Source organism: Bradyrhizobium sp. 192, from assembly GCF_023100965.1.
GTDB lineage: Bacteria > Pseudomonadota > Alphaproteobacteria > Rhizobiales > Xanthobacteraceae > Bradyrhizobium > Bradyrhizobium symbiodeficiens.
This window is the reverse complement of sequence record NZ_CP064690.1, coordinates 1,853,379-1,869,835: the sequence shown is the minus strand read 5'-3', so window position 1 is coordinate 1,869,835 and position 16,457 is coordinate 1,853,379. Positions and strand designations below refer to the sequence as shown.

Genomic DNA, 16,457 nt, shown 5'->3' with positions numbered 1-16,457 from the left:
GTACCCCGCGTTGTCGCGATTGCTTGTATTGCGGTTGTGGCTCACCAAGCGTCCCACGTTGTTGAGGTTAACGCATTTGTCTTCAGCGCATATAGCTCACAGGTTCAGGCAGACATTGACGAGCACCTCATGCAGCTGTGAGTGTGATGGATCCAAGGCTGGATTGTGAAGTTCGAGGCAAGGTCCCGACAGGATAGTACAGCAAGATCGCGATACTTACGGAACGAGGGCACGTGCTGCTCACAAACTTCTTACGGCTCCCAGAGACTTCCTGCCGATAAAACTCTTAGATCATTGCGCAGATGCGCAATTTAAGGCGTAGGCGGACTCGAGCGCGAAAGGGGCCTCCGCGAAAAGCGCGCGATCGAACTCGTCGAGGGTGGTGCTCGCAAATACAGCTGATATGATCGACGGAAACAGTTGCTGTGCAACGGTCCAGCAGCAGCCGTCACCTGTAGCGGGCAAGATCAACCCATGAACAGCACCTCCTCTTCACCAGTCAATGCGATCGCAGCCGAGCTTGGCCGCCTCGATCCCGCATACGCGCCGACGCCACTCCTGAACCTTCCGGCGCTTGCGGAGCGGCTCGGAGTGGCGCAGGTGCTAGCGAAAGACGAGGGCCGCCGCATGCTCGGCAGTTTCAAGTCGCTTGGTGGCACCTATGCAGGGCTGCGCGCGCTCGCCCGGGCCTCGCGCATGCAGTTAGCCGACCTTCTCGCGGCCCGACCTAAGGGGCAGCCGACCCTGGTCTGTGCCAGTGACGGCAATCACGGGCTCGCGGTAGCTGCCGCCGCGCGCTTTGCCGGGGCGCCTGCCCGCGTGTTCCTGCACGAGGGCGTGCCGAACGCGCGCGCGCGCCGCATCGAGAATCAGGGTGCCGAGATCGTATGGGTGCCGGGCACCTACGACAATGCAGTTGATGCGGCCGCAGCCGCGGCCTGCCAAGGCGCCGGCATTCTTGTCGCCGACACGACCGACGATCCGAACGACCCCATCGTTTGCGACGTCATGGCGGGATACGGCGTCACGGCGGCGGAAATCCGCGATGAGGTGGATTTCGCCGGCCTTCGGCGTCCGACACACGTCTTTATACAAGCTGGGGTCGGCGGACTCGCCGCTGCCATCGCCGAGGGCCTCTCGGGCTGGCTGGCATCTCCGGGCTGCATCGTGACGGTCGAGCCGGAAACCGCCGCGTGTCTTGCGCCCGCGCTCGCTGCCGGTCGCCCGATTCGGGTGATGGGCGATCTCCGAACATCCGCGGAGATGCTCTCCTGCGGCCAGGCGAGTGCGGCCGCCGTTGCGGTGCTCAGGCGTCACGGCGCTCGAGCCATCACCGTGCCCGAGGCGGAATTAGTGGATGCTGTCCGCGTACTCTCCGCCCATGATGGCCTTGCCAACACGCCGTCCGGTGCAGCGGGCCTGGCGGGTGCCATGGCTGCCCTCGCAGACCCGAGCCATAGAAGGGATCTCGGACTCGACCGGTTGAGCCGCATTCTCGTCCTCCTCACCGAACGCGCCTGGGAGGACCGAACGTGAGCACCGCAATCTTCGCTCCTAGTTCGAATTGCATCCTCATGTCTGGCACGCTCAACGCTCATCATTGGATCATCGGCGGTCCGTCTCCGGCTCGGGGACCAGCGGCGCGCCCCCGACGGAAACGGGCCCTTCTGCTTTAGGCGGGCGAGTGGCTCTTGTAGTCGGCTTTGAAGCGGCCTGGGCTGCTGGCGGACGAATATCCGCAGGAAGAGGCGCAGCAATGTTCTGCAGAGACTCAATTCTTGAGGCCAGGGCTGCGATTTGATCTAACATCCGTTTCAAATCGGCTTGCTGCGCATCGATGTTGCGGTTGAGCGCTGAAAGCTCCTCGCTCACCTCCTGTTGCCCCGACCGAATCTCCGAAAGGGCCGCCTTGTCTTCAGGTGACAACGCCGGCATTGGGACGACTTCACGTGCCACTAACGCCTCGATCATTCGGTCGATATGGGGCCAGTAAAATGGAACCCCAACGCATAGCCCGATGAAGATGGCGACAAATCCAAAAACCCACGGAAGGCGTCTTGATGACTTCTGCAGGACGGGCGGCAACTCCGAACCGTTCGCTTGATCAATCACATCCATCATTCTTTCTCTCGATCTATATTGGCTCTCGTTGCCGCGGTAGTAGCGATGACGGTCAAGAGCGTCCATGCGAAACTAATTGGCCATGCGCACAAAGATATCGGGAAAGATCATGCCGCTTCAGCGTCCAACACGACTCTGCTCGTGCAACGGATCGATGTTTTTCAGCCCCAACAGGCACTCGGCGCATTAACGCTGCACGCGCAACGAAAAAACGCACGAAACGATCGCGTCCATAGCTCTAAGTACACTCGCGATCGCGCGGGCTCCTCCGCACTGGCGGCAATCTGCCGGGAGTCCGGTGTGGGCAGCACGCGGCGGGCACCAAGATGGCTTTGTGCCGCGGCTGACCGCGTCGATGCCGCCAGTCAACGTACGCTAGTCTTATGATCGCGGTCGAGTAGCTCGGCATTTGGCTTTGCCCTCACAGACCCAGGCAGCCGGCTTTCCCGGCTCTTCCCGGGAGTAACCCGCGCCATTCATTGGATAGATAAAAATGACCTGGGCAGGCAATACCGCGCTCGGCCAAATCGGTTCTGTTTTGTGATCAGCCGCTTTTTCACCCTTGTGGATCCCTGGCGCGACGCGCGCCTCTTTCAAAGCACGCGACCCGGGCATCCGGCCAAAGTGGGTCAAGCGCCATCATAGTGATGGCGACGCTCGAATGCTTCGAACCCTCGCTAGCTTGCGTTTGATTCAACCACAATGCCAGCCTCACTCGCGTCTCACGTGATAGCCCCAACATCAACCGCGGTTCGGACGAACGACCGGCATACCTGCTAAATCGCTTCGAAGTACCGCTGGCGTTCACAGTCGGAGACTCGATGTTGAACGGCTTCCCACTCCCATCGCCGGGAACGGGAGAACGCTTCAACAAACCTTTCGCCAAAAACGTCCATCGCCTTTGGAGATTGTTCAAACCGGGATGTGGCCTCAGATAAGTCTTGGGGAAGCCGTTCGAACGGAGGATGTTTTTCCTCGCTTGCATCACCCACAGTTGGAGCTGCCAACCCAGCATTCTCTTCAATCCCCAGAATACCGGAGCCGATAGCACATGCGAGAGCGAGATAGGGGTTCACATCTGCGCCACTCAATCTGTACTCGAGGCGGTGTGCAGACTTGTCTCCCGGAATGACCCGCACCGCACACGAACGATTGTCAACTCCCCAGCTAGGACAGGTTGGAGCCCAGTAGCCTGGCCGCAGCCTCTTATAGCTGTTCACGTTGGGCGCAGCGAGTACACAAAAGTCGTTCATATATTTCAGCTGTCCGGCGAGGAATTGGCTCATAGTTCTTGAGATGTTGCGGCTTGCCTCGCTTTCGTAAAATGCATTTTGACCATTTGACGACATTGAAATGTGAATATGTCCCGACTGTCCCGGCCAATTCTCGGAAACCTTCGCCATAAACGTTGCCATCATACCCCGCTTCTGAGCCCAGGATTTCAACATCGACTTGAATACGACTGCTCGATCCGAAGCCTCCAGGGCATCACAATGACGAAGCGATGCCTCAATCGCCCCAGGGCCGGTTTCAAAGTGGAGCCCGCTGAGCGGCAATCTAGCATTCTCACAAAGCGCCAGAATTTCTTCGAATAGCTCATTACTGGCAAGTGTGCGCGCTACTGAATAGCCAAAAGGGCCCCTCGTCAGGGGGACCCATTGATTATAAGGCTTTTTCTCAATTGTCTCGGCGCTCTCATTAAACAGCATAAACTCGAACTCAAATCCAGCAGCGCAACTGTATCCGTGGTCAGCAGCTCTTCGTAAGACCTTCCGCAAAACACCACGCGGGCAGATGCTCTCATGGCCACCTGCAAACTCTGCGAGGTAAAGATACCGATCATGACGATTAGACACCGGACGCGCTGTGCCTGACAGAACACGCAGGTTGGCGTCTCCGAAGATCGATGGCGCCTCGTGCCCGAAATTCGCAGGTATCACTCGGTCCGAACAATCCCAGCCGAGCACGGCTTCGGAGAACTTGATTGTCCGGCCTTCGTCCGAGATATCGTCAGCAAATACGTGCTTGCCGCGAAGAATGCCGTCAAAGTCGCATACTCCAATCAATGCCTTACGCGCCTCGTCCGCGCCAGCCACCTGTATTTCGCTTGCCATCACTCCTGACCCTGCGCCGTCAATCCGAATACCTCGTCCATACGCATTGCTCGCAGCTTTCGATAATCCTCATAAAGCTCAGTCAAGTTGTTGCTCACGAGATACACAATACCCGGCGTCGAAGCTAAGTCGGTCGTCGGGACCAGATTTTGACCTATCGGAACAAACGCTATCGAATCTGCGAAGCTGGGCAGCTTGCGGATTGCGTCCAGTCCGGGATAACCGCCAACAACACCGTCGATATCGGAGATGAGTGAGACGCACAATGCGTGCGCAAGGCGCGTGTAAGGCCCGCGTCGTCTCATATGAGCAGTAAAACCGATAGGATCTGCGTAGCGCCACGCCGTCAGTGTTATATGATTGTGACCCAAAGCCATGGTCCGGGCTTTTGCCGACATTGTCCCCTGAAGCCTCGCTCCAAGATCCACCAGAACCGGCCCCTTATGATCGATGATAATTTCGGCATGAGCAGGTCCGTTGACCATCTCAAGCGCCCTTAGCGCCGGCACCAAGTAATCGGACAGCTCTTGAACAACTTCTTCGTCACCTCCCAGCAACTGCTCGAGCGCGCAGACCGATGCCGCGCCCTTGATGGCAACGGTGTCATAAGTCCACACCTCCGTGACGAAGATTTCTCCGTCGATCGAGACAGCGTTTACGGTGTATTGTTTGCCGTTTATCTTCTCCTGACCAAGAACAGAACGATTTATCGCTCCGAGGCAATTGGCCTTGCCGACAATAACATGCACAGCTCTGCGAACATCAGCCTCGGTCGCGCAAAAGAACACGTCCTCCGTACCTGCGCTGTTCAAGGGCTTGATCACGATTTCGTCGTAGCGCTGTTGACGCATCCAACTTATGACGTCCTCCGCATCCTCGGACACAACTTGTCTGATCGATCGCACTCCTGCAGAGCTCAAAGCGTCAGCCAAGCGCGATTTGTCACGTCTTGCAGCGGACAACGCGGTTCCATTTGAAGGTAGTCCGAGCCGCTCGGACAAGGAATCGGCCACTTCAACTCCTGACTCACAACCCGCTATGATGAATTCCAACTCCCTACCTCGGAGAGCCTTCAAATGAAATTCAACGACCTCCTCCTCAGGCATTCGCTCGTCTGGCTGGATGATTTCATCATAGATGTCGACGTTAAAGTGCGATTGGAAGATTGGTGGGATTCGTGCATTCGACATCGCATGCACGGTCCTAATTCCGTAGCGCTTGAACTCTTCCGGCAGATATCGGCCTGTCGAGTATGCGTCGACAATTACACAATTCCGTTCCTTCATGCCGATCTCCGATACTGCAAGTAGACGTTAGCCACGGCGACAGCCGTAATGAGAACGTTTCCAACAAACGTATATAAAGAAGGCACGATACGAGTATCGAAATACTGGAAAAGAAACGTAATGACAGGTGCCGTGGACAAGACCATGTTTGCCGTAAATGGCTCTACGCGGCGAATGCCCTCCTGCACAAGGAGCAAGGGAACAATGATCGTCGAGAGTGCAATCACTATGATCGCAAGCCAATGCTGTGAGATCTCTCGTAAGATGGAGGAAGGATCGCTGAGTGCTAGCAGCAAGAGGATTGCTCCATAGAAGCGATGGGCCAGCACTTGTCGACCAGATAATCCACGGTCGAACAGCAGTTTCACAAGGATACTGGTAAGCGAAAGGGACAGCCCAGCTGCGATCGCCAGGAAGATACCAAAGGATGAGCGAGATCCCCATTCGATCCCAGCGTTGCCGCTTGCCGCGATCCAGACCATGTAAACACCAATGGCCGCAATCAGAACGCTCACGGCGATATCTGACTTCGGAGGACGCCCCTGTCTCCTGATCAGTGCGTTCAACCATGCTGTCGCTGTAGGTCCCAATGCGACCATGAACGTGACGACTATAGCTGGCTCGGCGTACTTCAGTCCAATAAACAAACCGACCCAGCTTATCGCGGTAACGCAATTGAGCGACACAAAAGCTAGCATCGACGACTTCGTGACCTTCGCTCCAATGCCTTCGCGGCGAGCCAAAATGTTGAACGTCATACTTACGATACCAAAGGAGAACAGGAGAGTGACCCACACGTTCGCTTGCTGAAAATATGACGCCGCAAAGACTTCACCTGCCGCGCTAACGACAACGTAGAGGGCAATAAAGAGCACTCCTGCGGCGAATTGTCTGCTCGGCCTGTCGAGAGGCTCTTCTTCTTTCAATCCCAAAGGGCCCCATTTCGATCGAAACTTCACGCTACGCCCCTATCACTTCTTAGGCGATACGTGACACACGCCTCTCCAAATGCATTGAAAAGCTGCTTGCTCAGGGAATCAGTTTCGACGTGCCATTCGGGGTGCCACTGCACGCCGATCTGCAGCGTCGGTGCGCCTATTACGGAAGCCGCTTCGATCAGACCGTCGGACGCCCAGGCCTCCGGTTTCAGCGCAGCCCCAAGCCGTTCTATGCCTTGATTGTGCAAGGAGTTAACGTGCGCTTCGATCGCGCCCGCGATAGCAAGGAGAACGCCGTCAGGACATAATTTCACGCTGTGCGCTATATCGTACTGGCGATCCCTCGGCAGCCCCGCCTTCTCAGCGTGCATCTGTCCGCTTTCCAGCCTCCATTCGGACAACGACGGGTGAAGCGTGCCGCCAAAATAGAGGTTAAGCTCCTGAAGCCCACGGCAGATGCCAAGTATCGGCATCCCAAGGGCAACCGCCTTCTCGATTGCGCCCGCGGACAGCCTGTCACGAGGACGGTCCCTCACGCCAGCTTCAACGTCCGCCTGGCCTGTCAGTTTCGGTCTGCGCGAAGCGGACCAACTGAAGATGGCAGGATCGATATTCGATTCATCACCTGTCAAAATCAGACCGTCGAGCCTGCCCATGATCGACAGATCACTGTCGCCTTCCGCATCGTCGGCATCGATCGTTGGCAATATCACGCAAGCCACGCCCGCATAGCGAACGAGGGCTTGAACATATTTCCGCCGCAACCAGTCGCGGTGTACGCCATCGGCCAAAAGGCGGTTTGAGGTCACGCCCACCACGGCCCGGACCGACTCTGTTAGCCGCGATATCAAGCCAACTCCTCCTTCGCCACGGGACTGGCCAGAGACTGCTCATACAAGCATCGATTTCGCTCCTTCAACTGGGCAATTACGCTGGGTTGACCTTGAGGGCCCTTGACGAAGAGCCCTCCCCAGGTTGCGGCAACACTTGCGTAATGAGGATCCTGCATTCGAATTTTCTGAGCTTTGCGCAGGAGCCAGAAAGGAATGCCGGGCGATAGATGGTGCTCAAGGTGGTATTCATCCAGATTCTGACCGACAATTGCTCGCTCGATAAAATTCCCCTTTCTATTCCGGGTCAGGTAGACATTCGTTGTCTCGGTCTCGCACATAGGTGAGTGCTCGGCGAGCTCGATAAACCAGCCGAGAGCTTGAAACGTGGTGAGATAGGGCACGATCCAAAACAGGACTACGACGTGGAGCAGTCCAAGAAGGTATGACCCACCGAATATGAGCGTCCAAAAGAGATAGAAGCCATACTTGTCGATGAGGATTCCCGACCGGCTCTGGTCCTCGACATCCGTGATCGAAAACCGATTGGTCCAAAGGTACTTCAGATACGCGACTGTCGCGCCACCCAGTATCGGCTTCCAGATGATGTTGAAGGCGTACTGCTTAGGCGGCACAACATCGTAAACGCCGCTGGCCAAGAAGAACTTCAAGTCGGGATCCTTCTCCGGATCGCCGAGATTCGGGTGATGCAGGTAGACGTGTGAAATCCGATATGCCCAGTGGCGCTGGAACAAAGGATAGGACGCGAACAAAATGCCCAGCATATAATTCCAGGTCGTGTTGCTCGCGAGGGTGCGGTGAGCCGCATCGTGAGCGATTGTCGTCAATCCACGCTGGTAGGCGCCAATTAACAGAACTGCGAGGGGATATAACCACCATGACACATGAACCGTCGCCAGCACGCAAGCTGCGATCACAGCGTAGTCTTTCGCGATGTAAGCAGCTCCCGTCACGTTGTCAGGCCTCAGCGCGGAGAGCTGCTGGTTGATCTCGCGGCCAAATTGAACCGCCTCAAAACGTGACGACCTCAATTTCCAAGTATCTGCGTGTTTCATGAGAACCCCTTGCTTGATCGGCTTTCAGGTTGTCAGATTGCGGAAAGCGCTTTTTCCAAGTCCTTGATGATGTCGCTAACATCTTCAATGCCGACGCAAAGCCGGATGGAGCCACCAAATATGCCGGCTGCTTCGCGCTTTTCCCGTGGGACGGTGGTGTGGGTCGTAGAGACAGGATGGGTTACCAGCGTGCGGGCGTCCCCCACATTCGACACGTGATACATCAGCTCGACGTTCTGGATGAACTTGCGTCCGGCTTGCTCGTTCTCCACCTCAAACATGATCATCGCCCCGTGCCCATACCCGGTATTAAGTGTCTGATCGATGATTTCTCGGTCAGCTCCCTCAAAGAGGCTCGGGTAGAAGACACGGCACACTTTCGGATGTTCCTTCAGAACGTTGGCTACAATCCTGGCGTTTTCACAGTGCTGCCTCATGCGAAGAGGCAGCGTTTCAAGTCCCTGAATGAGTTGAAAGCTCGCAAAGGGGGCGATGGCCGCGCCAGTATCGCGCAACCACGTCATACGGGCCTTGAGAAGATATTCGCTCTTTCCGAGGTCCTCGAGCTCCGCCAAGGCGTTACGCCAGATGATCCCGCCGTGCGCATCATCCGGACTATTGAACAGTGGGAAGCGAGATCTTCCCTGGTAGTCGAACCCACAGTTGTCGACGATCAGTCCGCCGAGCGTCGTCCCATGACCGCAAATGTATTTCGTGGCAGAGTACGTCGTAATCGCGGCGCCGAGAGCTGACGGCTGGCAAACCAGGGGGGTTGTCGTATTGTCCACAACCAAGGGGACGCCGTGCCTCCTGCCGATCTCCGCCAGCTGCTGGACAGGAAGCGGAATCAGACAGGGATTGGAGATGACCTCCCCGAACAGACATATCGTGCGATCATCAATGGCGCGTTCGAAGGTCTCGGGGTTTCGAGGGTCTGCCGTCCTTACGTTGATACCAAGACGCTTCAACGTGTTGTGGAGCAGATTCCAGGTATTGCCGTATAGATACGGAGAAGCGACGACGTTATCTCCCACCTCACCGCTTGATAAGTTTACGATCGCAAGAAACGTCGCCGCTTGACCTGATGCAACGGCCAGCGAGTCGCTTCCCATGTCGACGGCGGCGTACCTTTTTTCCAGCGCCCGGGTCGTCGGATTGATGATGCGAGTGTATGTGAAACCATCAGCCTTCACGTTATAGACGTCAGCAATATGGCTCAAATTACCGTCGAGCTCATAGGCCGTATTCTGGTAGATCGGCACTGCCACAGCTTTCGTCACCGGATCACGACGGTATCCTGCGTGCAGAACAGCAGTTTCGATCGAATATGAATGCCGCGCGATGCTCGCCATTGGGCGCGATATCTCTGTAGGGCTCTCGCGTGTTTCCTGGGCTGACACTGGTCCCACGGTCAGAGTCTCACCGGAGCGGAAGTATGTGCGAAAGGCACAGCCCAACTGCTCAATCCAATTGGATTGAATCTCGCCAATACAGCCGATCCGAAAACTGCGGGTAGGAAGATGCAGTTTAGAGTAGACGTAGAGGTTATGGGCTGCCAGGTGCCGATATAGGCAGTCAAACGCTACCTGGTCGGAGATGTCAGCTGGCGCGGTGAACGCCACGCAAACCGGCGACTGGAGGTTCGCTGGAAGCAGTGGGGACGCCACTCCTTCCAGCTCTTTTATGACGCTGCCTCTTATCTTCTCATACCTGCGGCGCCTGGCATCAATGCCTTCGATGCTCAGGACCTCCAATGCCTTTGTGACTGCCTGCACGATATGCGTTGGTGGGGTCGATCGCCATTCACCAGTGCGCTCAAGCGAGCGCCATTGATCTCTCACGTCGAGCACAAACGATCTTGGCTCTTGAACTGCATTCTCAAGAAGCTCGCGAGAGGCAATAACGAAAGCCAGCCCTGGCGGACCTTCGACGCACTTGTTGCTCGACGTAACCAAGACGTCTGGCCCGCCTCGGCCTAGGTCGATGTCGACGCCGCCGAAAGAACTCATTGCGTCGACGATAGTCTTTACACCACGCTGCCTTGCTCCTTCTATGATCGCTTCGAGCGGATTCACAATCCCGGTCGTAGTCTCGCAGTGGACCAAGCATACGTGCGTGATACCTGGATCTCGGTTCAAACGCTCGATGACTTCCTCGGGGTCCAACGGTTCGGTGGCTCCCTTGATAAGATTCACCGCTTGGACGCCCCACAGCCGCAGAATTTTGAGAATGCGCTCGCCATAAATGCCGTTTATGCAAACAAGCGGCCGGTCGGTCTGGGCGACAAATGAAGAGAGAGCAGCTTCCATTCCAAAGGAGCCGCCACCCTGGATAGGAACGACCGAATAGCCTTCCGCATTGCCCGACACATTGAGCATCAGCTGCCTCATGCGAGCGGTCACTTTCTTGAACTCGCAATCGCGCGATGCGAGGTCGAGTTGCATCTCGGCCTTCACTGCCGACGATAACGACATTGGCCCAGGCGTCAGCAAAGCACGTTGTGTTGTCACACTACCTCCGGTTAGTTGTCTCGTCACACGATCCCCTTATGTAGTGCCCATCGCAGTTCGACAGAGTCACACGATGTGTTTCGCGTGAAGACGACCGAAACCCGAATGAACGAGACCCTTGAGCCTAGTCGCGGATTCCGGAACGATCTGCGTAAAGCCCGCAGATGTCCGGTACCGCACCACGTAGCCGTTCGCAGTTGCCACGAAGCATCAGCTTCCTTCTGGCATTGAGATGCAGGCTTGAGGGCCACCATCTTGCGTCGCTCACAGGCAAGTCAGCCGCTCTACTTACGTGCGAGCGGCGTCTTACGATCCGACGGTGAGCCAAGCGCATCTGTCAGACGCGCGTTGCTATGACCCAGAGACAGGGGAGCTTCACGACAGTCGTCGATGACCGGGCTCGCCTTCCGTGAGCCTAGGATTGGGACATTCGCACTCTATGTTACTCGTTGGGACGGCTTCGGGTGCTGAAGTCTGTCACCGCCCATTTCGACAGGTTACATCTTGACGTAAGGTGCGATTCAAGCCCCTCCGATAGCTTATCGTGCGAAACTTTTCGGACGATGCGGCTGTGTCGCATGTAATCCGAGGCGCCACAGTATGTGCACGATGTCCAAGATGAATCCCATCAAGCTCCAAACTTAAAGACGCGCTCGACGCACAAGGCAGGCAAATGACCGCTGGGGCTTCTTGAAGGAGAGCGCTTGTCGTGACCGCAGGTATAAGAGCCGCCCGACTGCGTCGTTAGGGCCCGCAATATCATATCCACTTCACGCCGACTAAATCCGCAGACCAGACGGCTCTGCCACAAGGCCTGGCGGACCTGGGGCGAACTTAGATCACCTGACTAGTTTCGGAGTCCGTATCCCTCCGGCGGCGCCGGCGGCGGCCGTGTTGTGTAGTTTGAGAGGCGGCCGAGTATTTGATCTTAAGTCTAGCTTTGAGGTCACGTAGCGATAGGGCGCCGAACGTCGGTGGCGACGGAGCTGCGACGAGCAGGTTCGCCATTTGCAGGCTGACGAGACGGTCTGCGGCCTCGCGCGCCGGTACGCGGTGGCTTACAGCCTGCTGTTCACCAGGTCGACAAGCGCACCAGGGGCGACCGGGCGGAGATTTTGTGCCAGCTCTTGTTCCTGTCGAGATCACACCTACGCTGGCTCCGGTATTGATCAGCACGCCGCCACCGGCGTCTTCACAGCTCGCCCATCGCTTCAGGATTTAGTTGAACGCGTCGGCCAGGCCATGGTCGCGGGACAGTTCGGCGAGCTGTTCGCGCATATAGAGCTGTCGCGATGCGGGCAGAGGTCCTTTCGCGCAAACCGGGACATCGGCGCGCTCGCTGTCTGGAGCACGGGCGATCCGTCCAGCAGCCTTCGCCGCGCAAAGGTGATCTGAAACTGGACCAGGTGCCGAACGATCTGAGCACATTTCTGCGCTAGCTCTCGCAGCCGGCGTTGCCTCGCCTCGAGTTGCTGAGTATCGGATCATCGATCAAGCGGAGCGATACCCCCCAATTCGCGACCTCTGCGTCAGGTTCTAAACGCATCCCAATCTTAGAACGAAGTCAGCCGACGATCCGCACTTGAACCGGCACCAGATCGGCGGGCCTTTACCAGCTCGAATTTAGGGCAGAGGAATTGAACTGTTAGGCTACATCGGGCTGAGAGACAGAGCCGTACGACTCAATCAGAAGAAGGTCGGGTGCTCGGCGGCAAGCGGACAAAGTGATCTGGGGCAGCCCCCACAGAGATCCCGCGCGCCCACCGGATTTTTCCTGCTACAAACACTTGTTCCCCAAAAAATCGGTCCTATTTCAGCTGCGCCTGCATTGGCACTCGCCGGCCACGATTGCTAGCAATCGGGAAATCTTCAACTGAAGTAAATGCTTAGGAGATCTGCATGGAATTCCGTCCGCTTCACGACCGCGTCGTGGTCAAGCGCATTGACGCAGAAGAAAAGACCGCTGGCGGCATCATCATTCCGGACACTGCCAAGGAAAAGCCTTCGCAAGGTGAAGTCATCGCCGTCGGCCCCGGCGGCCGCGACGAGAGCGGCAAGCTGATCCCGATCGACGTCCTGGTCGGCGACCGCGTCCTGTTCGGCAAGTGGTCAGGCACCGAGGTCAAGATCGACGGCCAGGAGCTGTTGATCATGAAAGAGAGCGACATCCTGGGCGTTCTCACCGACGTGTCCGCCAAGAAGAAGGCCGCCTAAACCATCGCTCGCACCGCTCATCCTGAGGAGCGCCTGCTGGGCGTCGCCAAGGGTGAGACCAAGTAAAACATTCAGGAAAACTCACATGTCAGCTAAAGAAGTCAAATTCGGCGTCGATGCACGCGACAAGATGCTGCGCGGCGTCGACATCCTCGCCAACGCGGTGAAGGTCACGCTCGGCCCGAAGGGCCGCAACGTTGTGCTCGACAAGTCGTTCGGCGCACCCCGCATCACCAAGGACGGCGTCACCGTCGCCAAGGAGATCGAGCTCGAGGACAAGTTCGAGAACATGGGCGCGCAGATGGTGCGCGAAGTCGCCTCCAAGTCCGCCGATGCGGCCGGCGACGGCACCACCACCGCAACCGTTCTCGCGGCTGCGATCGTTCGTGAGGGCGCCAAATCGGTTGCCGCCGGCATGAACCCGATGGATCTGAAGCGCGGTATCGACCTCGCGGTCGAAGCCGTCGTTGCGGACCTCGTCAAGAACTCGAAGAAGGTCACCTCGAACGACGAGATCGCCCAGGTCGGCACCATCTCGGCCAACGGTGACGCGGAGATCGGCAAGTTCCTCGCCGACGCCATGAAGAAGGTCGGCAACGAGGGTGTCATCACCGTCGAGGAAGCCAAGTCGCTCGAGACCGAGCTCGACGTCGTCGAGGGCATGCAGTTCGACCGCGGCTACATCTCGCCCTACTTCGTCACCAACGCCGACAAGATGCGCGTTGAGATGGACGACGCCTACATCCTCATCAACGAGAAGAAGCTCTCCTCGCTGAACGAGCTGCTGCCGCTGCTCGAGGCCGTGGTGCAGACCGGCAAGCCGCTGGTCATCGTCGCCGAGGACGTCGAAGGTGAAGCGCTTGCGACGCTGGTCGTGAACCGTCTCCGTGGCGGCCTGAAGGTTGCGGCCGTCAAGGCTCCGGGCTTCGGTGATCGCCGCAAGGCCATGCTGCAGGACATCGCGATCCTGACCGGCGGCCAGGCGATCTCGGAAGATCTCGGCATCAAGCTCGAGAACGTTACGCTCAACATGCTCGGTCGCGCCAAGAAGGTGATGATCGACAAGGAGAACACCACGATCGTCAACGGCGCCGGCAAGAAGGCCGACATCGAGGCGCGCGTGTCCCAGATAAAGGCGCAGATCGAGGAGACCACCTCGGACTACGACCGTGAGAAGCTCCAGGAGCGTCTTGCCAAGCTCGCAGGCGGCGTCGCGGTGATCCGCGTCGGCGGCGCGACCGAGGTCGAGGTGAAGGAGCGCAAGGATCGCGTTGATGACGCGATGCATGCGACCCGCGCCGCGGTTGAGGAAGGCATCGTCCCGGGCGGCGGCGTCGCCCTGCTCCGTGCCTCCGAGCAGCTCAAGGGTCTGCGCACCAAGAACGACGACCAGAAGACCGGCGTCGAGATCGTCCGCAAGGCGCTCTCCGCGCCCGCTCGCCAGATCGCGATCAACGCCGGTGAAGACGGCTCGGTCATCGTCGGCAAGATCCTGGAGAAGGAGCAATACGCCTACGGCTTCGACTCGCAGACCGGCGAGTACGGCAACCTGATCTCCAAGGGCATCATCGACCCGACCAAGGTGGTCCGCACCGCGATTCAGAACGCTGCCTCCGTGGCGGCCCTGCTGATCACCACGGAAGCCATGGTCGCCGAGCTGCCCAAGAAGGGCGGCTCCGGTCCGGCGATGCCGCCGGGCGGCGGCATGGGCGGCATGGGCGGCATGGACTTCTGATCCAACTCTCTCAAAAATGCGATCCCCGGCAGAAAAATGCCGGGGTCATTTCTTGCTCGCGTCTTTTTCAGTTCGTTGTTCTGATCTCGCGCTATGCGCTGCGGAAATGACGATCAGCAGTTGCTAGACGTTCCGCTTGGGGTTTTGCGAGTCTGCTGGTAGGCATGTCACCGGCAGGACGAGCGGGTGATCGTCGTTCTGCACAGTCTTTCCCTGCGGCCTCAACGTCGGCGGCCGGTCAAGGCGAACACCTGAGAACGCCGGTCGCGGTAGCCACCCATTGGCGCTACTGACTTAAATAGCATCGGTTCCGGCGCCTATCCATCGCTGTAAACGGATGCGCGAGCTAGGGTCTGTTGGGATTCAGGATTCTCATCGGGGCTTGGTTGTGATTCAAGCTTGGGATGGACCGATTCGTTTTGACTGACGCCCAATGGGCGAAGATGGAGCCGCATTGTCTTGGCAAGCCGGGAGATCCGGGCCGCAGCGGCAAGGACAACCGACTGTTTGTCGAGGCCGTTCTGTGGATCGCCCGAACCGGCAGTCCCTGGCGGGATCTGCCGGCGATGTTCGGCCACTGGAATAGCACATTCACGCGCTTTCGCGACTGGGTGAAGGCGGATGTCTGGAAGCGGCTGTTCGAGGCCATCTCCGACGATCCCGACATGGAATACGCCATGGTCGACGCCACCATCGTCAAGGTCCACCGCCACGGTCAGGGCGCAAAAGGGGGACGCAAAGCCAGGCGATCGGCCGCTCGAAAGGCGGCATGACCACCAAAATTCTGGCGCTCACCGATGCGCTCGGCAATCTCGTGCGCTTCGTGCTCCTGCCGGGACAGCGTTTCGATACGGTGGGCGTGCCGCCGCTCATCGAGGGATTGGCCTTCAACGCGCTGATCGCTGATAAGGCCTTCGATAGCAACGTCATCATCGCCGAACTCGAAGCGCGTGGCGCCAAAGTCGTCATCTCCCAGCATCCGCGCCGTGCACAGCCTCTCGCCATCGACAAGGAGATGTACAAATGGCGGCATCTCATCGAGAACTTCTTCGGCAAGCTCAAGGAATTCAAGCGCATCGCAATGCGCGCCGACAAGACCGACCAGAGCTTCACTTCAATGATCTATCTGGCCGCGGCCGCGATAAACTCCAGATGAATCCCAACAGACCCTAGGTGGCCGTCCGTTAAGAAGCCGAATTGAGCGGGGCCCGACAGGGCGCGCGTGCGCCAGAGCTGAATCAGGAACAGGCACAAGAGTTCTCTGAGCCAGGCGAGGATGCGGCGGAAGTTGTGGCCGACGGCTGAGAGGATGACGTTGGCCGCATCGCCGGCGCGGCCTTTGAGGTAGCAGCGGCCGAGGTGGCCATCGGTCTTCAGGTGTCCGATGGCGGAGCGGCGGCGCGGCTCGCGCTTGATGACACCGAAGACGCCGCGCTTCTGGCCAGAGATGAAGATTCGGCGGGGACTTTGTGCGTCGTGGCAGCGGTATCCCTTGTCGACATAGGCCCGCTCGATCGCACAGCCGGTGTGCGCATTCCAGGGATGGTGATCAGGCGTTCCAGACGATGGTGATCACGGATTCCAGATGATGGCGATCACTGGAGACGAACACGACTGACGAGTTTATGTGTGC

Annotated in this window: 11 protein-coding genes and 1 pseudogene; 4 read left to right on the top strand and 8 right to left on the bottom strand. The window is 58.0% G+C overall.

What is annotated here, in order from left to right; translation table 11 throughout:
* Window positions 1-474 precede the first annotated feature (474 nt).
* The gene (locus IVB24_RS08595) at window positions 475-1,536 is read left to right on the top strand and encodes a pyridoxal-phosphate dependent enzyme (protein ID WP_247772637.1); all 1,062 of its coding nucleotides are present in this window, start codon (window positions 475-477) and stop codon (window positions 1,534-1,536) included.
* Window positions 1,537-1,605: 69 nt separating this feature from the next.
* Here IVB24_RS08595 and IVB24_RS08590 read toward each other — a convergent pair whose 3' ends face one another.
* From IVB24_RS08590 to IVB24_RS08560, 7 genes are all read right to left on the bottom strand, one after another.
* Window positions 1,606-2,121 (bottom strand): hypothetical protein, encoded by a 516-nt coding sequence (locus IVB24_RS08590; RefSeq protein ID WP_247406588.1) that lies wholly within the window; start codon window positions 2,119-2,121, stop codon window positions 1,606-1,608.
* A 776-nt stretch (window positions 2,122-2,897) separates the two neighbouring features.
* Window positions 2,898-4,235, bottom strand: a complete 1,338-nt coding sequence (locus tag IVB24_RS08585; RefSeq protein ID WP_247350392.1) for a glutamine synthetase — start codon at window positions 4,233-4,235, stop codon at window positions 2,898-2,900.
* A complete protein-coding gene (locus IVB24_RS08580; RefSeq protein WP_247772636.1) occupies window positions 4,235-5,521 on the bottom strand; it encodes an ATP-grasp domain-containing protein in 1,287 nt (428 codons plus the stop codon). Before IVB24_RS08580 ends, IVB24_RS08585 begins: the two co-directional genes overlap by 1 nt.
* Entirely contained in the window at window positions 5,518-6,480 is a 963-nt protein-coding gene (locus IVB24_RS08575; RefSeq protein WP_247406596.1) for a DMT family transporter, read from the bottom strand. The genes IVB24_RS08580 and IVB24_RS08575 overlap by 4 nt, the downstream gene beginning before the upstream one ends.
* Complete coding sequence (locus IVB24_RS08570) at window positions 6,477-7,310, bottom strand: gamma-glutamyl-gamma-aminobutyrate hydrolase family protein (RefSeq protein WP_247772635.1); 834 nt, start codon at window positions 7,308-7,310, stop codon at window positions 6,477-6,479. The genes IVB24_RS08575 and IVB24_RS08570 overlap by 4 nt, the downstream gene beginning before the upstream one ends.
* Window positions 7,307-8,365 (bottom strand): dhydrorhizobitoxine desaturase, encoded by a 1,059-nt coding sequence (gene rtxC, locus IVB24_RS08565; protein WP_247772634.1) that lies wholly within the window; start codon window positions 8,363-8,365, stop codon window positions 7,307-7,309. The genes IVB24_RS08570 and rtxC overlap by 4 nt, the downstream gene beginning before the upstream one ends.
* Before the next feature lie 32 nt (window positions 8,366-8,397).
* The gene (locus tag IVB24_RS08560; protein ID WP_247350380.1) at window positions 8,398-10,809 is read right to left on the bottom strand and encodes a 2-aminoethylphosphonate--pyruvate transaminase; all 2,412 of its coding nucleotides are present in this window, start codon (window positions 10,807-10,809) and stop codon (window positions 8,398-8,400) included.
* A gap of 1,965 nt (window positions 10,810-12,774) precedes the next feature.
* On the opposite strand from IVB24_RS08560, the gene groES reads away from it, so the two are divergent.
* The 3 genes from groES (at window position 12,775) to IVB24_RS08545 (ending at window position 15,980) form a co-directional block, all read left to right on the top strand.
* On the top strand, window positions 12,775-13,089 hold the full coding sequence (gene groES, locus IVB24_RS08555; protein ID WP_247350375.1) for a co-chaperone GroES: 315 nt from the start codon (window positions 12,775-12,777) through the stop codon (window positions 13,087-13,089).
* 85 nt (window positions 13,090-13,174) lie between these two features.
* The gene (gene groL, locus IVB24_RS08550; protein ID WP_247446165.1) at window positions 13,175-14,824 is read left to right on the top strand and encodes a chaperonin GroEL; all 1,650 of its coding nucleotides are present in this window, start codon (window positions 13,175-13,177) and stop codon (window positions 14,822-14,824) included.
* Window positions 14,825-15,228: 404 nt separating this feature from the next.
* A protein-coding gene (locus tag IVB24_RS08545) for an IS5 family transposase (protein WP_247772633.1) occupies window positions 15,229-15,980 on the top strand; the annotation gives its coding sequence in 2 pieces (ribosomal slippage) (window positions 15,229-15,559 and window positions 15,559-15,980; 753 coding nt in all).
* 44 nt (window positions 15,981-16,024) lie between these two features.
* On the opposite strand, the pseudogene IVB24_RS08540 reads toward IVB24_RS08545, so the two are convergent.
* A pseudogene (locus IVB24_RS08540) lies at window positions 16,025-16,351 on the bottom strand (IS5/IS1182 family transposase); the annotation flags it as partial.
* Window positions 16,352-16,457: the final 106 nt, after the last annotated feature.